General features: G+C 66.0%; 18 protein-coding genes. 9 read left to right on the top strand and 9 right to left on the bottom strand.

The window, feature by feature from the left end; translation table 11 throughout:
- Positions 1–91: 91 nt before the first annotated feature.
- Positions 92–787 (top strand): YqjF family protein, encoded by a 696-nt coding sequence (locus tag BM167_RS15495; RefSeq protein WP_092893637.1) that lies wholly within the window; start codon positions 92–94, stop codon positions 785–787.
- 392 nt (positions 788–1,179) lie between these two features.
- Here the strand turns inward: BM167_RS15495 and BM167_RS15490 are convergent, their stop codons facing one another.
- From BM167_RS15490 to BM167_RS15480, 3 genes are all read right to left on the bottom strand, one after another.
- A complete protein-coding gene (locus tag BM167_RS15490) occupies positions 1,180–2,148 on the bottom strand; it encodes a diacylglycerol/lipid kinase family protein (protein ID WP_092893636.1) in 969 nt (322 codons plus the stop codon).
- Positions 2,149–2,378: 230 nt separating this feature from the next.
- A complete protein-coding gene (locus BM167_RS15485) occupies positions 2,379–3,152 on the bottom strand; it encodes an MOSC domain-containing protein (protein ID WP_092893635.1) in 774 nt (257 codons plus the stop codon).
- Positions 3,153–3,321: 169 nt separating this feature from the next.
- The gene (locus tag BM167_RS15480; protein ID WP_092893634.1) at positions 3,322–4,149 is read right to left on the bottom strand and encodes a hypothetical protein; all 828 of its coding nucleotides are present in this window, start codon (positions 4,147–4,149) and stop codon (positions 3,322–3,324) included.
- A gap of 407 nt (positions 4,150–4,556) precedes the next feature.
- On the opposite strand from BM167_RS15480, the gene BM167_RS15475 reads away from it, so the two are divergent.
- From BM167_RS15475 to BM167_RS15465, 3 genes are all read left to right on the top strand, one after another.
- The gene (locus BM167_RS15475; RefSeq protein WP_092893633.1) at positions 4,557–5,438 is read left to right on the top strand and encodes a ParA family protein; all 882 of its coding nucleotides are present in this window, start codon (positions 4,557–4,559) and stop codon (positions 5,436–5,438) included.
- Complete coding sequence (locus tag BM167_RS15470) at positions 5,435–5,875, top strand: DUF7970 domain-containing protein (RefSeq protein ID WP_092893632.1); 441 nt, start codon at positions 5,435–5,437, stop codon at positions 5,873–5,875. The genes BM167_RS15475 and BM167_RS15470 overlap by 4 nt, the downstream gene beginning before the upstream one ends.
- Positions 5,876–5,989: 114 nt before the next feature.
- A complete protein-coding gene (locus BM167_RS15465) occupies positions 5,990–7,000 on the top strand; it encodes an NADP-dependent oxidoreductase (RefSeq protein ID WP_092893631.1) in 1,011 nt (336 codons plus the stop codon).
- A gap of 21 nt (positions 7,001–7,021) precedes the next feature.
- Here BM167_RS15465 and BM167_RS15460 read toward each other — a convergent pair whose 3' ends face one another.
- Complete coding sequence (locus BM167_RS15460) at positions 7,022–7,783, bottom strand: hypothetical protein (protein ID WP_143095524.1); 762 nt, start codon at positions 7,781–7,783, stop codon at positions 7,022–7,024.
- Positions 7,784–7,912: 129 nt separating this feature from the next.
- Here BM167_RS15460 and BM167_RS15455 point away from each other — a divergent pair, with 129 nt between their 5' ends.
- Positions 7,913–8,608 (top strand): hypothetical protein, encoded by a 696-nt coding sequence (locus BM167_RS15455; protein WP_092893629.1) that lies wholly within the window; start codon positions 7,913–7,915, stop codon positions 8,606–8,608.
- A complete protein-coding gene (locus BM167_RS15450; protein ID WP_092893628.1) occupies positions 8,605–9,924 on the top strand; it encodes a hypothetical protein in 1,320 nt (439 codons plus the stop codon). Before BM167_RS15455 ends, BM167_RS15450 begins: the two co-directional genes overlap by 4 nt.
- A 26-nt stretch (positions 9,925–9,950) precedes the next feature.
- On the opposite strand, the gene BM167_RS15445 is transcribed toward BM167_RS15450, so the two are convergent.
- Entirely contained in the window at positions 9,951–10,787 is an 837-nt protein-coding gene (locus BM167_RS15445) for a hypothetical protein (RefSeq protein WP_092893627.1), read from the bottom strand.
- A gap of 319 nt (positions 10,788–11,106) precedes the next feature.
- Here BM167_RS15445 and BM167_RS18625 point away from each other — a divergent pair, with 319 nt between their 5' ends.
- Positions 11,107–12,504, top strand: coding sequence for a hypothetical protein (locus tag BM167_RS18625; RefSeq protein WP_177213394.1), 1,398 nt, complete (start codon positions 11,107–11,109; stop codon positions 12,502–12,504).
- Positions 12,505–12,532: 28 nt separating this feature from the next.
- Here BM167_RS18625 and BM167_RS15435 read toward each other — a convergent pair whose 3' ends face one another.
- Both BM167_RS15435 and BM167_RS15430 read right to left on the bottom strand, forming a co-directional pair.
- Positions 12,533–14,110 carry a glycosyltransferase family 39 protein gene (locus BM167_RS15435; protein ID WP_092893718.1) on the bottom strand — a complete coding sequence of 526 codons (1,578 nt, stop codon included), beginning with the start codon at positions 14,108–14,110 and terminating at the stop codon, positions 12,533–12,535.
- A complete protein-coding gene (locus BM167_RS15430) occupies positions 14,107–15,498 on the bottom strand; it encodes an arylsulfotransferase family protein (RefSeq protein WP_092893625.1) in 1,392 nt (463 codons plus the stop codon). Before BM167_RS15430 ends, BM167_RS15435 begins: the two co-directional genes overlap by 4 nt.
- Positions 15,499–15,730: 232 nt before the next feature.
- Here BM167_RS15430 and BM167_RS15425 point away from each other — a divergent pair, with 232 nt between their 5' ends.
- Both BM167_RS15425 and BM167_RS15420 read left to right on the top strand, forming a co-directional pair.
- The gene (locus BM167_RS15425; RefSeq protein ID WP_092893624.1) at positions 15,731–17,593 is read left to right on the top strand and encodes an ABC transporter substrate-binding protein; all 1,863 of its coding nucleotides are present in this window, start codon (positions 15,731–15,733) and stop codon (positions 17,591–17,593) included.
- Between the two features lie 3 nt (positions 17,594–17,596).
- Entirely contained in the window at positions 17,597–18,472 is an 876-nt protein-coding gene (locus tag BM167_RS15420) for a phosphatase PAP2 family protein (protein ID WP_092893623.1), read from the top strand.
- A gap of 91 nt (positions 18,473–18,563) precedes the next feature.
- On the opposite strand, the gene BM167_RS15415 is transcribed toward BM167_RS15420, so the two are convergent.
- Together BM167_RS15415 and BM167_RS15410 are read right to left on the bottom strand one after the other, a co-directional pair.
- Positions 18,564–20,210 carry a Coenzyme F420 hydrogenase/dehydrogenase, beta subunit C-terminal domain gene (locus BM167_RS15415; protein WP_245781385.1) on the bottom strand — a complete coding sequence of 549 codons (1,647 nt, stop codon included), beginning with the start codon at positions 20,208–20,210 and terminating at the stop codon, positions 18,564–18,566.
- Complete coding sequence (locus tag BM167_RS15410) at positions 20,203–21,906, bottom strand: nitrite/sulfite reductase (RefSeq protein WP_092893622.1); 1,704 nt, start codon at positions 21,904–21,906, stop codon at positions 20,203–20,205. Before BM167_RS15410 ends, BM167_RS15415 begins: the two co-directional genes overlap by 8 nt.
- Positions 21,907–22,038 lie beyond the last annotated feature (132 nt).

Genomic DNA, 22,038 nt, shown 5'->3' with positions numbered 1-22,038 from the left:
GCGCGCGTCCCGACTAGTGGATATCGCCACAAGGAATCGCCGTCGTCCGAGACGACGGGGGGTTGATGCTCCCCCGCCGCCTCTGTCCGGTATGGTTCCGATGGCGTTCGGTTGGGAGCACGTTCTGTTCGCGAACTGGCGCGTCGAGGCGGACGTCGTAGACGCCCACCTTCCCGAGGCCCTCTCCGTGCAGGAATACGACGGGGACGGATGGCTCTCCGTCGTTCCGTTCCGGAACGTGAAGGTCCGCCCGCGTGGACTCCCGGCGTCGGTGGGAATCCCGCTTCCGGAGTTGAACCTCCGGACGTACGTCACCTGCGACGGCGAACCGGGCGTCTACTTCTTCAATCTGGACGCGAACAGTCTCTTCGCGGTGCTCGGTGCCCGCGTGACGCATCGACTCCCGTACTACTACGCTCGAATGCGGATGACGGGCGACGACGGCCGCGTTCGGTTCGAGAGCAGGCGGCGCCACCCCGGCGACCGACCGGTCCGTTTTTCGGCGTCCTACGGACCGACGGGCGAGTTGTTCGAGGCCGAACCCGGGTCGATGGCGGCGTTTCTGACCGACCGGACGCGACTGTACACGCAGGACTCGACGGGGTCGATTCGGTACACCGACGTCTCCCACGACCCGTGGACGCTCTACTCGGCGGAGTGGTCCGTCGACGAGAACACGCTGTTCGAGGCCAACGGGTTCGACCACCCCGAAGGGGAACCAGTGCTCTACTACAGTCCGAGAACCGACGTTGTCACCTCTCGAAGCAAGCGGTGGCGCGCCGAGTGAGCCTTCGAAAGCGGGCACCGTCTCGACACTCCAGGAGTCGAATCCGACTGCGCCGCACCGTCCTCCGGCCCGACCGATTCGGTGACTACTCTGTTCTTTCTCCCCCAGGAGGCGTCTGCTACCTCTCGATTGCCGCGTAATTCGACCTCTCCGCGTATCGGTGTTCAGTACTACTTCCCGGAATCGCCGTCACCCGTTTCTATTAGTAATATTGTTTAGTAATACTGTGTAATATTACAAATCAGTATTACTGCCCAGTACTATCAGACGTGGCTACCGAACACTCGATTCACGTCTTCGAAGTCCCTACAGATGACACTCCGAAAACTTCCCCGACCGCGGGGTACGACGGCTCTTCGGCGAGAAACTCGGCGGACGAGAGAGCCCGGATTTCAGCCTTCTATCGGTACCGGGTCGTACTCCGGACCCACGACTACCTCCAAATCGCCCGGTCGGACGTCGAGCGTCAACTGTTCGTGGGTCCGCATCTCCCCGTCTAAACTGAACTCGACCCCGTCGCCCTGTTTGTGGGTGATGTCGAGTCGTTCGGCGGCCAGTTGGGTGACGTGTTCCGTCTCCTGTCCGAACAGTCGCTGTGCCGCCGCCTCGGTGAGCATCTCCGTCGTCGGCATCTCCTCTACGATGGTCACCTCGAACAAACCGTCCTCCACGTGCGCTTGGCTTCCCGTGGTGAAGCGACGCGCGTTCCCGACGAGGAGACAGAGCGCGTCGCCTTCCCACGTCGTCGAGTTCCCGCCTTGACCCTCCTCGATGTCGATTGCGACGTGAAGCGGCTCGAAGGTGGCCGCTTTCTGTATCCCGTTTATCACGTACGCGAGGGTGCCGACTCGCTCTTTCAACTCCGAACTCGTATCAGAACTCGTCTTCGACGTCAGTCCGGCGATACAGGAGTTGACGAACGGTTCGCCGTCGGCTTCGCCCAAATCGATTCGCCGTCGTTCGCCGCCGTCGAGGAGTTCGAAAGCATGTTCGATGCTCCGCACGCCAACGTTACCCGCGAAGTTGTTCCCCGTCCCGCCGGGGATGACGCCGAACGTAACCTCGTCGAGCGCGTCCGCTCTGTCGATTCCGACGAGGACCTGATGTATCGTCCCGTCGCCGCCGCAGGCGGCGATTCGCTGCACGCCGTCCTCTGCGGCCTCTTTCGCGAGAGCGGCCGCGTCACCTTCCGATTCGGTCTCTTTGACGATGTACCCCCGCTCTGACGCCAGCGAGTGGACCTCCGCTCCGTGGTCGCCGGTTCCGCTCACCGGGTTGAGAATGACGTGCCACCGGTCGTGGTTCTCGTCGTCTGTCTTCGACCTGTCCGAGTCGCCGCGAGTCGTGTTCTGGTCTGTCATCTCTTTTCGGGTCTTCGACCCGTCCGCGGGGACGCTCCGACTGCCTCGTCTCGATATCGATTCGTCGTCTCGCGGTCGTCTCTCCCGTGGAGGCCGGGCATCGATAACTGGTGAACCTACGCGGCGACTTCGCAAATAAATACCGGGCGTATCCGCCGCCGATTCTCTCCGTCGGACTCCGCACCGTTCGACCTCGGACGCTCGCGACCACGGCGGTGCTTGCCTCGACTTCACTCTTCGACGGATCGGACCGAGTCGCCGACGCGGACCGTCGCTCCGCGGTACCGTTCGGGAACCGTCGTGATCACCATCAGCGTGTAGAAGTGATCGAACGCCGTCTCGTCGGCCCACTCGGGAAACGTCTCCCGTCGCCGTTCGACGAACCGTTCGCGGAATCCGGGCGTCGGGTCTCCGGTGTCGGGATTTCGTCCCGGGACGACGCACCGACCGCAGGGCGTGACGCCGTCGAACCGAACGTCTCCGGCGACGAACGACGGCGCGTCCGGGCCGACGAACCGGTCCTCCCAGAACGCCGGCACGCCGCTGACTTCGACGTTCGCCCGGAGGCGACGCCGCATTCCCTCCACCGTCGCTCCGTCGAACCACGAGGCGACTTCTCGAAGGGTCGCTGTGCTTATCACGGACGGCCCCATCTCGCGCCGGTCGACGAACCCGAGCGTTCGGTCCCGTTCCAGCGTCAACTCCGCGTCGAAGAACGCGCTGAACCACTCCGAGGCCCGGTCCCGTTCGGCGTCGAGGTCGAACTCGCGCGCCTCTCCGTCGTCGGGGCGCACTGTCAACACCCCCGTCTCCGCGTCGAACGCCGTCTCGACGTCGTGGACGCGGGCCGTCCGCTTTCCGTTCACCACGTCGCCGTCTTCGTCGAAAAGCGCGAACTCCCTGTCGTATTCGAGCGTTCCACCCTCCAACACCCGAGCCTCGTCGACGAGTACTCTCCCGAGTCCTTTCACCGGATACACCGCAATCTGTTCGAGCGTTCCCATCGTCGTCTTCCCCTTCTGTGGCGGAGGTACTGTCTCTTCTGACTGGACCACCTCGGTCACCGGCGTGTGCACCCGAGAGACCACCCCGGACGACTGCGTCGATGCCGACGATACCGTATCGTCGAGTTCGCCGTGCGTCCCTCTCAGTCCCGTCAGTCACCGCTTCGGTCTATCGATACTCCCAGACGTCGTCGGTCGCGTCCCGGCACTCGACGCCGGGTAACGACTCGAACGCGCCTCGGACGCAGTCGTTCCACCACTCCGACGGCGACTCGTATCCCGCGGCGTGGTCGGGATAGACGCGGTCGCGAATCTCCGTCGCGCGCAGTTCTCCCTCTCGCACGAGAAGGTCGAAGGCCGCGCGAACGGCGTCCCGTTCGTCGTCGTCCAGCGACAGTCGTTCGAGGGCGTACTTGACGCTGCTCTGTGCTCCCTCGTCGTCGGAAACGACGATTCGACCGTCTTCGTTGGGCTCTTCGACGGTCGGCGTCCCGGAGTACCGCCACTCGCGGTCGGTCCTCTTCGGCGGTTCGACCGACGGGAGGCTCCCGAGACGGTCTCGGACCAACTCTGTCCACCACTCTGTCCCCGACTCGAAGGCGGCGGGGGTCTCGCTGAACACCCCGTCGATAATCTCGCCCGCCGACGCCGTTCCCCAGTAGTGGAGGAACGCGAAGGCGTCGCGAACCGCCTCCGTCTCGTCCGGGGAGAGGTCGAACGACTCTATCTCTCGTTCGACTTCCGGCGGCGTGTCGATGCGGTTGTCCGTGGCCCCGTCTCCAGAGGCGGCGATGACTCGCTGTCCGTTCGCCGTGAGTGCGTATCCACCGCTATCGGTCGATTCGACCAAGCCGTCGTCCGCGAGTTCGGCGAGTCTCTCTCGAAGCGACTCCGCCGACTCGGTTACGCTGTCGGCTAGCGACTCCGTGTCTTCGCCCCCCTCGTGGAGCGATTCGAGAACGACTCTATCGCGTTCGTCGAGCGTGTTGTTCGCCATATCTCCAATGCGGTTCCCCGAGCCCTTCACCGTGACTGCTCTCGCGGCCGCGGGATGCGTCCGACCGAACCGGACGCCCTCGTTTTGCGCCGCAGTATCTCCCCGAACGACGGATGGGTGTCCGACTCTAACTTCCTATTCAGTATTATTACATACTATTACTGGACAGTACTACTAAACAGTAACAGCTATCAGTGTACTTAGATTCCGTCGGTTGGTAACCTCGCTTAGCCGCTCGTTTTCATCTTTCGACCGCTCGAGCGACTCTGCGTCAGGAAACGCGTATCGCGAGTCATCCGGCCGCCTAATTAGTCTGCCTTTTCAGTAGTACTAGTCAGTATTATTGAGCAGTATTACTGCTCAGTTCGGTCAAGATTTATGAACAGCCGGTGTCTGCAGACGGTCGAATGATATCGTACGCGCTCTGGAGTGAGGCGGGCGGGGTGGGGAAAACCGCGTTGGCGGTGAACCTCGCCGCGGCGCACCGACGGCACGGACAGAAGACGCTCCTCGTGGACCTCGACCCGCAGAACGGCGGTGCGAGTCACCACCTCGGCGTCGACGACGAACGGGCCGACCCCGAGGTGGACAATCTCGTACGCCACCTCATCGACCGGCCGAAAGGCGACTTTTCGGACCTCGTCCGCGAGACGACGCACGGTCTGCACGTGGTCCCGAGCCACAACATGCTCGACAGTCTGGAGACGAACCTCCAACGGGCCCAAGAGATGGAACAGGATATGGGGGGTCGCTTCGTGAAGGAACTGCAACTCCGACGCGTCCTCGGCGACGCGGGCGTCCCGGAGGAGTACGACGTCGTCGTCGTGGACCCGCCTGCGACCGGCGGGCAACACGTCTACAACGCCGTCGCGGCCACCGGAAACGTCGTCATCCCGCTCGAACTCTCGCCGAAAGGCGAACAGTCGCTGTACGGCCTCGAAGACACCGTCTCGAACCTCGAAGCCGAAGTCGAAACCGAAGTCGGCGTCGTCGCCGTCGTGCCGAACAAGGTTCGCCGAACGCGGGTTCGCGACAAGTACGAGGCGGCGTTGAACGAACTCGACTACCCCGTCTCGCCGGTGATGATACCCGTCCGCGAGGCGATGCTGAACGGCGCGTGGGACGCCCGAACGACGGCGTTCGACTTCGTCTCGAACAACAAACGCGCGGACCGAGAGCACGACACGCTCCGAGCGTTCGACGAACTCGCCCGGTTCGTCTCCGCGCAGTACGGGGTCGAACTCACGGAAGCGGACCTCTCGGCCGACGAACGCGAGGTGGTCGCATGAAATCCGGTGCTTCGGACCCGTTCGCGGACGACGGCGATGAGACAGACGAGACCGAGTCCGACGAGACGCGGGAGACGGAGACTCGCACGTCCGAGGTGCGGGCGGACGAGACGAACCCGTCTGCGCCGGGGTCCGACGAGTCGGGTTCCGAGACGGACGACGACGGCGACGGACCCGGCGACGGCGACAGACTGTCCCGCGACGAACTCCCGTTGATTCTCCGCCGCGACAAGGTCAAAGACGAACGCCCGGAGGTTCACCAACTGTTCGTGCAGCGAGAGACCCACGAGGCGGCGGTGGACGCCGAACGAGCGTTAGAGAAGCGACTCGGCGAGGGACTGTCGCGAACTGACGCGCGGGAGGCCATCTATCTGGCCGGGATGCGCCACCTCGGAGACGCAGAAGACGTCCTCCGCGAGTGGGGGTACGACCTCTGAGGGACGCGTCGCCGAACCGCCGGTTCGGGCCGACCGTTCCGGAGTCGGGTTCCGACCGGTTCGGGCGGGTTCCGCGACCGCAAGACATCTTCGGGCCGAGACCGAAACGTCGGTGTGCGAGACTCAAATCGCGAGTGGTATTTCGCAGAGCGACCCGAAGGCGAACCGAATCTGGACTGTTTCGAGTTGCGAGAGGGGGAGAAACCCGAACCGAGACACGGCGAGATTCTCGTTCGCGTCCGCTACCTTTCGGTCGACCCCTACATGCGCGGCCGAATGCGGGACACCGAGTCGTACGCGGAACCGTGGGACGTCGGCGACGCGCTGAAAGGCGGTATCGTCGGGGAAGTCGTAGCGAGCGAGAGCGACCGCTACGAGAGCGGCGACTTCGTCACCGGCGAGGGCACGTGGGCCGACTACACCGTCTTAGACGCCGACGACGTCGCGCCCGTCGACCCCGAGATAGCCGGACTGCCGGCGTATCTCGGCGTACTCGGGATGCCGGGACGGACGGCGTACTTCGGACTGCTCGACGCCGGCGAACCGAAGCCCGGCGATACGGTCGTAGTCTCGGGCGCGGCGGGGGCGGTCGGGTCGGTCGTCGGACAGATAGCGAAGCTGAACGGCTGTCGCGTCGTCGGGTTCGCCGGGTCCGACGAGAAGACGGACTGGCTCACCGACGACCTCGGGTTCGACGCGGCGGTCAACTACAAGACGACCGACGACTACTCCGCGGCTTTGGACGACGCCGCGCCGGACGGCGTGGACGTCTACTTCGATAACGTCGGCGGACCGATCACGGACGCGGTGTTCACGAAACTCAACGTGGACGCGCGCGTGGCGGTCTGCGGGCAGATAGCGCACTACAACGACGAGGGCGTCCCGACGGGCCCGCGGAAACTCCCGATGCTCATCGCGCCGCGAGCGAAAGTCCAGGGGCTTCTCGTCGGCGACTACGCGACGCGCTTCGGAGAGGCGAGCGAACAACTCGGCGAGTGGGTGGCGACCGGTACCCTCGAACACCGCGAGACTGTCGTCGAGGGGTTGGAGAACGCGCCCGACGCGTTCCTCGGACTGTTCTCCGGGGACAACATCGGAAAACAGGTCGTCCGGGTCTCCGAGTAGAGACGCGGCCGCGCTCTCCGACTAGCCGGGACAGCCCAGTTCGTACCGGTCCGTCCGCGTAGATGCCGGAAGAGAGACCGTCGCCGGTTCGTCGTACGAGTGGTAGCGGACGGTCACTTCCACCGTTCCTGACGCCTCTCCCGTCGAGAGGTCGATGCGAAGGTCGGACTTGACAGGTCGTGCCGTCTCCGAATCGACCCAGAGTCTGACCGTGGCGTTCTCGATACTCGCCCGCGAGAGGTCGGTCTGCGTCGTCCGCCCGATATCGGGAAGCGACGTGAGCGTCTCCTTCGAGGGGTGGGCGACGAGGACGGACGTTCGGGTCCCGTCGAGCGTCTCGTTTCCGCCCCAGTAGACGTTGCTCTCTCGGACGAGCGTCACCTGCCGACCGAGGGGGGTCAGGTAGAACCACGCCGTCGATTCGCTCGCGTTGTCGACGCCCCACCCGCCCCACTCGGGACACTCCGCGTAACTCGTGTATCCGTCGAGATACCTCGACCGGGTCGTTCCGTCGGCCGTCGCGTTCGACAGCATTCGCTGCCGTCTCCTGTCTACGACACCCTCACCGCTCACGTCCACGATGCGCGTTCGGTCGCCGTCCGACGCCGAGACGGTGCCGTCCACTGTGAATCGGTACGTCGAAACCGAGTCGAGCGCCGACGTCACCCGCTCTCGTTCGTCCACCGCGCGTTCGTCGCTCGGCGGTTGGCCGCCGGGAAGCGCGACGCACCCCGAGAGGACGAGGAGGAGGGCGACGACGGCCGCGGGGAATCTCGTCTGCATCGGTGTCCGGCCGACCAATTCGAACGCGGACACTTCAATCGGTGCGGTGGTCTCTCGGCGGACGACGGCGATTCCGCGACGCGTCGATTCCGAAACACATTCCCTACCAGGACGTACACTACGAGTGATATGTGTCCCCTCACACGACGGCGTGCCCTCCGCGGAGTCGTCGGGTCCCTCGCTTTTCTCGCGGGGTGTTCCGGTGAAGACAGCAACGGCGGAGCGTCCGCCTGGCCCACCACGTCTCGTCCGAACGCCGAGACGGTGACCGACCCCGACGCCGCCGTCGTTCGACTGTCCGGCGAGGAGTCCGCCGTCTGGCGGGAGGCGGAGGGAACCGACGAGAACCCCCGACGTACCCGACTCGGCAACGAGTTCCTCACCGACGCCCGGGCGGCCGACTCTCTCTCGTTTGCGGCCGACGCAGAGAACGTCGCGGAGGCGCGGTCGTTCCTCGATTCGACAGATTACGACGCGGAGACGGTGTACGTCGAACAGACCGCGGTCGGAGAGTGTTTCCGCAGAGAGCTCTGTTCGGTTCGATGGACCGACACGGAGATACGCACGCGGTACGCGCGGCGCTTCCGCGACGTAGACGCGTCCTGCGAAACGGATGCGAGAGACACGGTGGCGTGGTTCATACGCGTCCCCGACACTATAGACCCCGACGCGATAGACGGGTACGGCTCTCGGTACGGAAGCGACGGCTGTCGTCCCCCGGGCGAGCGACGGGTCGACGGTCGCGAAGACGGTGATTCGGCGGACACCGCCGGTACGGCCGCCTCCGCCGTGCGGCCCGTCGCACCCGCGGAGGCGGAGCGGTGACGGGCCCCCCGACGACCCGGCGAGGAGCGCTCGCGTTACTCGGAAGTTCCCTCCTCGCGGGGTGTTCCGGTCTCGGCATCCAGTCGGGCAACGACGGGCCGGAACTGGGCGCGTCGGCGCTACGGGAGGTGACGGAGGGGTCTCTCCCCTCTCTCCCCCGGACGCTCCCGGTGGAGATATCGCCTGCCTTCCTCGGTGACCGAGAATCGTGGCCCCGAATCGCCCTCGACGGCGTTCCCGCACCGCTAGATTCCGAGGACGTTCCGAACGGAGCCATCCGAGAGCGGATGTCGCGAGAACGGGCGTCGGCGCGGGACGCACTCGACAGGGCGGACGCCGCCGAATCCGAACTCCAACGTCTCGACGCCCTCGGCGACGCCCGCGAACACGCGGCTAATCTCCTCGGCGCGTGGGAGGCCATCGAGAACGGACTCACCCGGAACGCAGTCGTGCGGGAGGCGGCCTCCGTCCGAGACGACCTCTCCGCGTTCGCCGACCGCTGGACGTATCTCGGCGCGGACCCCGTCCGCTCCGCGTTGGTTCACGGGGAACTCGAATCCCGCGTCCGGCGGGCCGACCGCTTCCTCTCCTCGGAACTGGAACGAGGACGCAGACGCTACGACCCGGAGAACCCCCTCGCCGTCGGCGAGGCGGCCGCGACGATAGAAGCCGCGCGGACGAACGTCGCCGCGGCCGACCACATATACGACCGCTTCGTCGATTCGCTCGCGGACCCGACGAATCTCCGACGTCGCTTCGCAGGGGCCGGAGAGACGCTCGCCGGGCGACTGCGCGAGGCGTCCGCCGACCTCCCGGCGGAGAGCGAGGAGACGAAGGCGATAGTCGGACGCTCGATCGAGGGGACGCCCGCGGAATCCGCGCTGGACGGGCTTCGGTGGCGGGCCGCGAACGCCCGGGGGAGAGAGAGCGGCGGGGACGACCCGGCGACCGAACTCCTCGATATGCATTCGCTCCTCGCGGCCGTCGAGGCGTTTCGGACGCTCCGAGACAGAGTCACGGAGGGCGACTCGTTCACCGTCTCCTCCGTCGAGGACGTCGAAACTCGCCGCGAGGCCGCCGTCGATGCCGTGAACGCGGCGCGAACGGACGACGACTACCCGCGACTGACGCGGGCGGAACTGCCGACGGTGGTCGGGCGACTCTCCCGAGCGGACGACGACATCGCCTCGCGCGAAGGCACGGTCCGAGCCGGGTGGATTCGCCGCGAGATTTCGACGTACGTCACCCAACGGCACGTCGCCGAAGCGATTCCGAGGGCCAGTCGGACGGTTGGCGACGCCCTCTCGGGAGGGTAGCGACGCGCCCCTTCCCGGTCTCTCCGTCACCCCGTCGCCGCGTGCCACAGAAGCACCAGTCCGAACAGACCGAACAGACTCCCGGCGTAGAGGGCGACCAGCGCACCGTCGCCGGGTGGAAGGAGCAGCCACAGGACGGGTCCGACGGCGACCAACCCGAGTCCGAACGCGACGACGACGGCCCGTTCGGCCCCGCCGAGAGTCGATTTCCCCTCCTCGGTCCGGTTCTCCGCATCTTCGAGCACCGCCCGAACCGAATCGAGCGTCGCCCTCGGAACGACCACGACTCGGGGTGCCCGCGGCACGCCGCGCGCGTACGACAGCCAACAGACCCCCGCCCCGCCGACGGCGACGGTTCGATACCCGTCCACGGCGTCGAGGGGAATCCGAGAGCCGTCGACGACGAGCGTATCCGCCTCGGGTGTCGTGTGCCCCTCGGTCGGCAGTCCGGCCGTGAGAACCATCGGAATCCAACTTACGGCAAAGAGGACGAACGGGGCCGCGGGGTCGATCCGTAGACTCGCGAAGATGGCCGCCGCGCCGACGACGCTACTGGCCGCGAGTCCGCCGAGCGAGTAGCGGTCCGTCGGGTCGAACGCGTCGGTGGCGTCGAGCAACGCCGGAACGTACCGGCGAACGAGAAGCGCCAGGACCGGCACGGCGAGCACTCCGACCGCGCGGCCGATGTCGCCCGCTCTGAGAGCGTCGAGGACGAGCGTTCCGACAAAGAGAGAGGCGAGCAGAACGCCCCCACCGAGTATCCCCGGGAGGACGTAGGTACAGGCCAGTAAGAGGCGCGAATCGGTCACGTCGTACCGCCACGAGACGGCGGCGGTTTGCGGTTCGAGATGTGCGTCGGACATGAGTGAACGCGGGGGTGCCGACAGAGGGGGTCGATTTCCGCGACCGACTGCCGACGCGCCGGTCATTCGTCAGTCACGTAGGCCCCCGCAGTTCTTGAATGTACCTTCCCGCGCACCCGTCGATTCGGCCGTCCGAGTCGCGGAACGCCGCGCCCGCAGCAACTGTCTGGATTCGTATGACTCTGAGATTGATGGGGGACGGACTGCTCTCCGAGCCCTTCGTTCGTCCTCCCGGTACACTCTCCAAAGTAATATTCTATCTGACTAGTGTCTCGGAATGGGACAAGACCTATAGTACATACGCAAGAGACTGGTGAACGTGCGTCACCGTCGAATACTGTTCGTCGCCGTACTCGTCGTCGGTCTCTTGGCCGGTGGGTTCCTCGGCGGCAGCGTCGCGCCCCAACAGGAGAGGCCACCGGAGGCGCGACTCTATCAACCGGACGAGACGAACAGTTACATCTGGCCGTACACCAGCCGTAGCCGCTCGGTCCGGGACCGAACGCTCGCCATCAACGTCATCATCCGCGGCGACCGGGGCAAAATCCGCCGAGCACTCGAACGTCGCTCGGAGGCCAACTGGACGGTCGTCGAAGACGAACCGGAGGTCGTGCCCGAGACCGGACCCGAGACCGCGACCGGTAATCAGACCGAAACTACGGCCACGACTGGGGGAGAAACCACGGCCACGACCGGGGTGGAGACGACGACTACGACCGGGGTGGAGACGACGACTACGACCGGGGTGGAGACGACGACTACGACCGGGGTGGAGACGACGACTACGACCGGAGTGGAGACAACGACTACGACCGGAGTGGAGACAACGACTACGACCGGAGTGGAGACAACGACTACGACCGATACGCAAGTCGATATCGACGTCGGCAAATCGCCGTGGCAACCGGCGCGCGGTTCGTCTCGTTACACGTACGTCACCGCCGACCCGAACGCCTCGGGCCGGTGGATAGAGTCCCGATACCAACTGGCGACCGGAGCCTATCTCGGGCAGCGGACCCACATCCGGGCGTATCCCGGTCCCTTCGGCAACTGGACGGCGTTTCAGGCCCACACTGAGTACTGGGACTGGTTCCGACTGCGCCACACCGTCACGGGCGTCGCTCCCGGCGCGCGGTTCGTCGAACAGGACCTCCGCGAGGAACCGTTCGTCGAGGGCGTCAGCCGTCAGTACCACGGGCTCGGCGGCGGCGGCAGCGACGGATGGCTGACGATAATCGACTTCGCGTCCGTCGCCCTCGTGGTCGGTATCACGCTCCCGGGTTCCGCTCGACGGCGGTTCGACGTCTCCGACGCCGCGCTTCCGGCGTCTCTGGTCGCACTCGTCTTGGGCGTTCGCGCCGCCGGAATCACCGCGGAGAACCTCGTTCCGGGGGTGACTCCCAAACTGTTCGCCGCGGTACTCTACCCGATGTTGGTGTTCGGGCTTCCGGCTCTCGTGGTCTTTTTCGCACGCGGACGCCCGCCGAACCGGACGGCAGTCGTCGCCGCCGGGGGACTGGGTGCCGGGTTGGTGCTCGATTTGGGCGGCGTCGGAATCTCCACGGTCCCGGTCAGTCTGGTGTTGCACCGGTTCACCCTGATGAGCGCACTCGGGCTACTGGCGTACGGCGTCGCACAGCAGAACCGGCGAGTCGCCGCCTTGGGCGTCGGCGCGTGGTTCGTCACTCTCGCGGCGTCGCTGTTCGGCTACGTCTGAGACGGCCCGGGCCGCGCCGCCCCCGTTCTCACGCCGCGTCCACCGCGCGGTAGATGACGACGCCCTCGTTCTCGAACGCCCGTTCCCACCGCGGCGACTGCTCGAACGACCGGTCGAGCGTTCCGAACTGCACCACTCCCGCGCCGCGGACTGTGTACCTGCCCTTCGGGACGTAGACGTAGTCCGGATTCGCGCCGACGGTTGCGGTGGTTTCCTCGACGCAGGCGACGTTCTGACAGCGGGAGACGTCCGTGTAGGCGTCGAGTTGCGGCTCGTAGCTCTCTGCGCCCTCCCACTCGACGCCCCACGGACCGACCAGTATCGTGCGCTCCGCGGACGCGGGGAACCACTCGGCGGCGTCGCCGAGGACGACGAACGTCGCGTCTTCGGGCGTCTCCGCGGCCGCCCACTCCATCGCGGCCACCGCCTCGTCGTCGAGGAACTCGGGCGTCGAAGGGTCCGTGGTGAGCGACATCTCGTAGGCGAGGTACGTCCCGCCGCCGACGGTGCCGACGAGTATCAGCGTCGCCGCTCCCACCGCGCGCCAGTCGACGTTTCGGCCGCCGGTCCGGTCGAGAACACCCGTCCGTCGTACGACGTCGAGTCCGGTGGCGGCGAGGGCGAACGCGCCCGCCGTGTACGAGAACCGGGGCTGTTGGAACAGCAGTTCCGCGGCGACGAACCAGGCGGGAAGAAACCACTCTCGCCGGACGAAAAGGAGGTACGCCGCCGCCGCGAACGGGACGGCGGTGTACACCGAGACGGCACCGTACAGGGCGTCCAACCCACCGCCGATACCGCCGTGAGTGCTCGACGCTGCGGTGAACGTCCCGATACCGTGGACTGTGGCAATCCATCCGAACCACGGCGCGGCCACGGCGGTTCCCCCGAGTCCGACGACCGCACCGCGGGCCAACCCGCCGAGCGAGCGGTCGAGAACCGCCCAAAAGAGCAGATACGTCACGACGACGAAAAGCGAGTACGTCGGATGGGTCAAAAGCGTCAAGCCGAACGTCAGCAGTCCGGCGAGGACGGCGCTTCGACTGCCCGAGGTGAAGACGTGGTAGCCGGCGTATATGGCGGTCAGGGCGTAGAGGAAGGCGAACCCGCGGACGACGCCGCCCGCGGAGATGTGCCACTCCAGTATCTGCGGGTTGAGCGCCACCATCGCCGCCGCGACGGCCCCCGTCGGGCGAGAGCCGGTGTAGTCGCGCGCGAGGAGGTAGACCGGAACCTGGGCGGCGACGACCGCTACGCTGGGGAGAAACCGAGCGACTGCGACGGGGTCGGCTCCGAAATCGAGGAGCGCGGCGAGCACGTAGAACTGTAGCGGCGGGTACGCGAAGGGGACGCCGTCGGCGGTGTACCCCGGAATCCGGGTCGGCGGAGCGTACCCCCCGGCAATTATCTCCTCGGCGATTTGGACGTACAGCCCGGCGCCGTAGGCCGGATACGGGTTCGTCAGGAGGTAGACGAAGACGGCGACGACGCTCGGAACGACCGCGAGCGTCAGCCACCTGCGGTCGCGCGCCTCGAGCGGAACGACGCGGCGAATCCGGTCGGCGCTCGCGCGCACCCGACCGACCGAGGGCTCTCGAACCGTCATCTGCGTCCGAAACGTAACGGCGAGCGGACGCCGACCGTGACGTTCGTCCACCGGTACTCGAAGACGGCCCAACAGAGGAGCGACGCGACCAACAGGACGACCGCGAACGCCTCGAAGGCCCCGACCCACCGCGGGAAGGCGTACGAGATGGCGTTCGTCACCTTCGGCGGCAGTGCCGCCTGCGCCCGCGTCAGGGCAGAGCGGTTCTCCTCGGACGGTGCCCGCGAGGAGAGGCCGAGGCTGGCGGCGCTCTCGCCGCCCGCGCTCTCGTCGCCGGTTCCGAGCCGCTCGGACTCGTAGGGGAAGCCGACCGTCGCGGACCAGACGATGTCGCCGGACTGGTTCACCTCGAAGACGCGGTCACCGTTCGAGTCGGTGACGAGGGTGTGGCCGTTCGGGAGGCGGTCGGCGTCCCGCGGCCACTGGACGCGCTGGTCTTCCCACGTCCACGTCCGGTTCCACTCGCCGTCTTCGCGTTGGTACTCGACGACGCGTCCGTTCTCGGAGTCCGCGACGACCACCGCCGGTCCGCCGCGTTCGGCCGGGACGAAGTCGGGGTTGTGCTGTTCGTATATCGTCTCGTGGTCGCCGTCCTCGCCGAGCGTCCACTCTTCCATCAGTCCGCGCTCGAAGTCGATGAACGCGACTTGGTCGTGGTTCCGGAGGCTGACCATGGCGGCGTCTCGGCCGTCGATTTCGACGTGTTCCACGTCGTTGAGGTGGGTCCAGTCGCTCGGGAACGGGCCGCCGCTTTCCGTGACGTCGAACTCGGATTGGGCGTCCCACTCCCACTCGATCAGTTCGGTGGTCGTGTTGACGACGTACACGCGGTCTCTGTCGATGTCGGCGACCAGCAGGCGGTGGTCGTCGATTCGGTCGACGTCGTGCCACCGTGTCGAGTGTTTACCGGGCGTGACGCGACTGTACACCTGCGTCCGTTCGCCCGTGGTGAGGTTCACCCGTTCGACGCCGTTGCGGGTACAGACCGTCTCGTCGCAGACGTCCTCGCCGAGGTGGTCGGCGTAGACGAACTCGACCGTCGATTCGGTTCCGGAGACGGGGTCGACGTCCCAGTAGCGCGTGTGGTTGTCTTGGTAGTAGTAGATGCTCCCGTCCGGAGCGAACGCGGCGAGTTCTGCGCGGGCGCGCGGGCCGTCGCCCTCGTCGCCGACGAACGCGTTCGAGTCGGTGGCGACGACGGTCACGTTCGGTCGACTACCGACGACCGGTGAGCGGTCGCCCGTCTGGAACGCCTGCTCGACGGACGGGTCGCCGGTCACTTTGTCACTCGTTCGCTCGGCGTCGACGTATCCGACCACGAGTACCGCGGCGGAGAGAAAGACGAGCGCAGCGAGCACAGTACGAACCGTTCGCCTCCGGGGTGCCATGGCGAATCAATCTTGTCGCTCGCCAATAAGCTCCCTGTTTATCGTCGCTCTCTGACTGGGCGCGTCACTCTCCGTAAACGACCGATACAGCCGGTGTATGGCGTTTTTCAGGGCGTATTCAGGTAATTCATTCGGGAGGGAATATACATATCACATGAATATGATACGTCCTCTCACCCGAGGCGAAGTCCGAAGAGATATTAGACCAGATTCACAACGGTGTACGAACCGAATGACACAGCCGTCCACCTCGACTCCCGTCCGTCGGCGAGCCGTTCTCGCTTCGCTCGCCAGCGGCGTGACCGTCCTCGGAAGCGGTTGTGCCAGTCGCCTGAGGGCGGCCACGGGGTGGCAGTCGCCCGACCAGGTGAGCCTCCAGATCAAGACCGCCCCGGCCGACGCGGACCCGTACGCTCTCAGAATCGCCCGTCAGGTCGCCGAGTGGTTCCGAACCGCCGGAATCGACGTGCAGGTCACGCCGATGGCCGAAGAGGAGCTACTCAGACAGGTGCTTTTGAACCACGATTTCGACCTCTTCGTCGCGCCGACGCCGGCGCAGTTCGGGACGCCCGACGCTCTCTTCTCGCTTCTCCACTCCCGATTCGCGGGCAGGCAAGGGTGGCAGAACCCGTTCGGATACACCAATCTGGACGTGGACGGCCTGCTCGAAGAACAGCGGCGCTCGACGGGTTCCGACCGCCGCGACGCGGTCGAACGGCTGCTCAAATCCGTCGCCGCGACGCAGCCGTTTACCGTCGTCGGCTTCCCCGACGACATCCGCGCCGCACGGACGGACCGCTTTACCAACTGGCAGAACACCGACCTGCAGTCGCCCATGGGCTATCTCGATCTGAACCGACGCGGCGACGTCGAGGACGCCTCACTCGACGGGTCGAACACCCCACTCGACGAGTCGGACGCCGACGAACCCCACCTAGAGGTCGTGACGACCGACGAACGCCCGACGCAGAATCTGAATCCGCTCGCGGTCGAGTTCCGCCGCAGCAGCGCCATCATGGGGCTTCTGTACGACTCGCTCGGCTACTCGCGAAACGGGGTGACGGTCGAACCCTGGCTCGCGGCCTCGTGGGCGTTCTCTGAGGGCGACGACGGACCGGTCGCTCGGATCGAACTCCGCGACGATACCGTCTGGCACGACGGCGAACCGCTCACCGCCTCGGACGTCGAGTTCACCTACTCGTTCCTCGCGGACACGTCGCTCGGATCGACGATAGAGACCGAAGACGGCGAGGACGACAGCGGCCCCGTTCCGGCGCCCCGGTTCCAAGGGCGGAGTAGTCTCGTCACCGACGTCCGAGCGGTCGATTCTCGGACGGTCGAAATCCAGTTCGTCGACTGCGAACCGCGGGTGGCGACCCGCGCGTTGACCGTGCCGGTGCTCCCGAGTCACGTCTGGGCGGACCGGACGGGGGCCGCGTCCGTCGGCGGCATCGAACTCGGCGGTGCCACCGAGGCCCTCGTGACGAACAACATCCCGCCGGTGGGGAGCGGTCCGCTCGAATTCGTCCGGAACACGCCGCGAGAGACGCTGGTGCTCGACCGGTTCGACGACCACTTCCTCAGTCGCGACGACGTCGACGGCGTCCCGCCGCAACTCGCTGACGCCCCCGCGTTCGACCGCCTCACCTTCAGCGTCGTCGGGTCGGACATGACCGCCGCAGAGACCGTCGCGAGCGACGACGCGGACGTGACCGGCACCCCCCTCGGGGCCGCCACGGTGCCGCGAATCGGCCGCGCCAGCGCCCTCGATTTGGTCGTCCGCCGCTCTCAGTGGTTCTATCTCGTCGGCTACAACGCGCGTCGCCCGCCGCTTACGAACCCCCGGTTCCGAAACACCCTCGCGCACCTCGTGGACAAACGCCACCTCACCTCCGAGGTGTTCAAGGGGTACGCCCAACCTGCCGCCAGCCCGCTCGACGGGACTCGGTGGCTCCCCTCGGACCTGCGGTGGGACGGCGAAGACCCCGTCACGCCGTTTCTCGGGACGAACGGCGAACTGGACGTCGAACGCGTCAGAGAAGCGTTTCGCGACGCGGGCTTCCAGTACGAGGACGGAAAACTCGTCGGAGGGTAACAGATGGGACTGCTCGAAGTGGCCGCGCAAGTCGGCGGGGGCGTTCTCGTCCTCTTCGTCGTCGGCTTCGCCGTCGTCGTCGGCCCGTCTCGCATGCGAACCCCGGCCGACGCGGTGCGGTCGAATCTCCGAACCGTCGCACCCGTCCTCGGCGTTCTCCTCGTCGTCCTCGCGGCCAACGGCGTCGTCCGAGACGTCGGACTCGAACTCTCGTGGCTCATCGGCATCAACATCACGGGCTACATCCACGCCGTCGAGGGGGAGTTCGTCGCGTTCCTCCAGTCGCTCTCGACGCCGGCGCTGACCGCGTACTTCGGATTCGTCTACGTCTTCGGGTACGTGTTCGTACTGACGTTTCCGCTCGCGGCGTATCTCCTCCACGACGACCCGAGTTCGCTGTACGAACTCGTCGTCGCGTACATCGTCAACTACGGCGTCGGACTGGTCTGTTACGTCGTGTTCATCGCGTACGGACCGCGGAACTTCATGCCCGAACTCGTGGAGTCGCTCCTGTACACCACGTGGCCGGAGGCGCAACTCCTGACGACGGAGGTGAACACGAACACCAACGTCTTCCCGTCGCTCCACACCTCGTTGTCCGTCACCGTCGCCATCCTCGCCTACCGGTTCCGACGCGTCTACCCACGGTGGTTCCCCATCTCCGGCGCACTCGCTCTCTCCATCTCCGTCTCGACGATGTATCTCGGCATCCACTGGGCGACGGACGTCGTGGCGGGCGTCGGGTTAGCTGTCCTGAGCGTCTCCGTCGCGCGGTGGACGACCGAAGCGCCGAACCCCGACGGGCGGCGTCACCCGAGAACCTACCTGTTCGGGGACGGGTGGGCCGACGGCGTCCGTCGCTGGTGGCGCGAGAGGTGAGTTCGGTTCGGCGGGACTCGCGTGCGCGAAGCGCGTCCGAGCGGAGTAGACGGGAAATCCTCCGGCCCGCTCTGTCGGCGTGTCCGCCGACTCAGTGGTCCGATTCGTGAGCGCGGAGCGTCGTCCCGTAGTTCGCGGCGTGTTCCGCGTACTCGATGAACCGCGGGGCATCCGGGTCGAACGGGCGTTCGAGCGACTCGAACGCCTTCTTTTTGTCCCACGATTGGAGGCCGCCGACGGCCGACCGGTCCTCTAAGTCGTGGTGGTCGAGGTCGGGTTCTGTCAGTTCCCACGCGTCGAGTCCCGTCTCGGTGCGGACGATGACGCTCGAATACTCGTCTGCGGACCCGACGGAGCCGACGGTGATGTCCGCACAGTAGCCCGTGAAATCCGCGCACTCGTCGCACCCTTTGAGTGCGGCGTCGTGGAACGCCTCCACGTCTTCTTCCAGAATCATCTCGCCGTCGTGGCCGTACGCCATCATCTTCCCGTCGAGGACGTCGAGTTTCCCGATGTCGTCCGGCGGCAAATCGCGCTTCTCGGCCAGTTGCTCGCCGACGAGGCGGTGGTAGTTGAAGTTCTTCGTGCACATCAACGCGATAGTGTAGTCTATCGCGCGGACGCCGTCCTCTTGGGAGGCGTACTCCCACTCGAAGTCCTGTAGCGCGCGGATGCCCTCGATTTCGCAGGGCGTCCCCACGAGTGCGAGAGACAGATCTTCTGGGGGCTTGTCGGGGAGTTTCTCCTCCCACTGGTCCATATCGAGGTTGCCGAGCGCCATCGTCTGGTTGTAGAAACTCCCGGCGTTCGCTATCAGTTCCTCGGGCGTCGTCGCGAGGAACGACTCCGCCTTCCACGCCTCGTCTTCGGACTCCGTGGCGACGAGTGCGCCGTCTATCTCGCCCGCTTCGAGCAGGTGTATCAGCACGGACGTGACGACGCCGCCGTCTTGGGAGTTCTCGCGCCACTCCTCTTCGACTTTCGCGGAGAACTCAGTTATCGGGTCGCCCGCGCCTTTCACGTTGTCGTCGCCGCCGGTAATCTTCCACTGGCGCTCGTACCGCAGGCCGCCGCGCGGGCAGAAATCCCAACAGAGCGAACAGCCCGTACACATCTTCACCAGTTCGGGGAGTCCGTCGTCGCCGATGCCGATGGAGTCGGAGGGACAGGAAGCGACGCAGGTGCCGCACTGGATGCACCGCCCCTCGTCTATGACCGCCGCGTCGAGTTCCATGAACCACGTCTTGTCGTCGGACTCCTCGATGTCGTTCATCTCGCTGCGGATGGAGTAGCCCGGCGTCTCCAACTCGACGCTCTCGGGCACCTGCACGCGCTTGTCCGGCGCGTCGTCGTAGACGTCTTGGCTCTTCCCCGCGGCCGGTTCGGTGAAGGTCAAGTCTCGGAGGTTCCCCTCTTCGTCCACGTTCGTCGGGCGCGCGCCGCCGTCTGCGACCGCTTCGCTGTCCTCGCTCTCTCCGCCACCGCCGGACGCGAGGCCGCACGCGCATCCGCCGCCGCATCCGCAACTACTCGGGGAATCGCTGTCCGACGAACGCGACTTCGCGGGTCGCTTTCGGTACTTGATGAGTTTCGCCTCGGGGTCCGCGTCCGGCGTTCGGCCGGGTGCGCTCCCGTCCACCGACGGGACGGCCGCCTCCCCGTCGTCTCTCGCGTCGGGAACGCGCGGGAGGGTCCGTTCCTCCCGCCCGGACCCTCCGCGTTCGCTCTCGTCAGTCACTGGCGACACCTCCGGCGACGTCGGCGTCCGCGCCCTGCATGACGGTTCGCAGGCGGTCGTTCTCGACGCGGCGCGTCCACTCGTAGAAACGTTCGCCGTCCTCGCGTTCGTCGGCGTACGCCGCGAACAGTTCTTCGAGGGCCGGAATCACCGCCCTCGCGGGGACGGCGTTCTCGACCCAATCGAGGAACTCGTTGTCGGACCCCAGAGACCCGCCGAGTCCGAAGTCCATCCCCTCGACGATATTGTCTCCCTCCTCGTTCGTCGTCCCCTCTGGGTCGTCCATCGTCACCGTCTCCCCGCGGAAGCCGATGTCCGCGATTTGCGGTTGGGCGCACGACGCCGAACATCCAGACATGTGCATCCGGACGACGTCTAGGTCGTCGGGCGTCTCTATCCGCCGGTCTAACGCTTTCGCCCACCGGTAGACGCGGTTCTTCGTCTCGATGATGCCGTAGTTGCAGAACTCGGATCCGGTGCATCCGACCGCGCCGCGGGCGAACGGCCCCGGGTCGTGTTCGTACTTCCGAGCGAACGGTTCGTTCAGGAGGTCGGAAACGTTCTCCCTCGGGACGTGCGTGACGAGGAAGTTCTGGTCCGTCGCCAGACGCACCGACGCGTCTTCGGTTCCGTACTCTCTGGCCGCGCGGGCGGCCTCGACGAACTCGTCGCCGCCCATCCGGCCGCCGATGACGTTGAATCCGACGTAGCGGAGGCCGTCCTGTTTCTGTTCTCGGACGCCGACGTGGTCGCCGGTGTAACTCCGCGTGAGGTCGGTTCCCCGCGTCGGGAGTTCCACGTCGCACCGCTCGCGGACGGCCGCCTCGAACGCATCGGCTCCCATCTGTTCGACGAGATACCGCATCCGACAGACGCCGCGGTTGTTCCTGTCGCCGAGTTCTTTGAACGTCTGTGCGACGGCGCGGCAGAACTCGACTGCGTCCTCCGGCGGGACGAACACGTCGAGGTTCGAGGCCATCCGCGGCCCGTCCGAGAGGCCGCCGCCGACCCGGACGTGAAAGCCGTAGACGTTCGCTCCGGGTTCCTCCTTACGCGCCGGCGTGAGGCCCACGTCGTTTATCTGCGACTGCGCGCAGTCCTCGCGGCACCCCGTCACGGTCATCTTGAACTTCCGCGGGAGGTTCGCGTACTCTCGGTTGCCCGTGAAGTAGTCCGAGACGGCGTCCACGACGGGTTGGGCGTCGAAACACTCGTGGTCTGTCAACCCGGCGGCGGGGCATCCGAGAACGTTTCGCGCCCCGTCGCCGCATCCCTGAATCGTCGTCAGGCCCACCTCGTCGTACTTCTCCCACACCTCGGGCATGTCCGCTAGCTCTATCCAGTGCATCTGGATATCCTGGCGCGTGGTGATGTCGAGGAAGGCGTCGCCCCAGATGTCGTTTTGCTCTCGCCCGCCGTGTTCCGGCGGCGCGGTGGCGTACTCCGACGCGACTTCGCCTATCACCTCGGCTTGGTCGGGCGTGAGGTGGCCGCCGGGCACCTTCGTTCGGACCATGAAGTACCCGTCCTGCCGCCCGTGACTGTACATCCCGGCCCACTTCAGACGCTCCCACTCGCCCTCTCCGGCCCGTTCCTCTATCTCCTCGAACGTGAGTCCCTCCGCGGCGTACTCGTGGACGTCTTCCACCACGTCGAGGGGGTGTTTCTCCTGTTTCCAGCGTTCGACAGTATTCATAATCTACCTCCTCTAAGAGGCTTGTTACCGCATCTCTCACGAACGACCATTACCTCGGCACGTTCCTGCGAGTTCTGCCCCCACTCTCGTGTAGCGGGCCGTCGTTCTGTTACCTGTGACCATATACCACAC

The organism is Halopelagius inordinatus (genome assembly GCF_900113245.1).
GTDB lineage: Archaea > Halobacteriota > Halobacteria > Halobacteriales > Haloferacaceae > Halopelagius > Halopelagius inordinatus.
The sequence above is the reverse complement of the archived record's forward strand: the minus strand, read 5'-3'. Positions and strand labels throughout refer to the sequence as shown.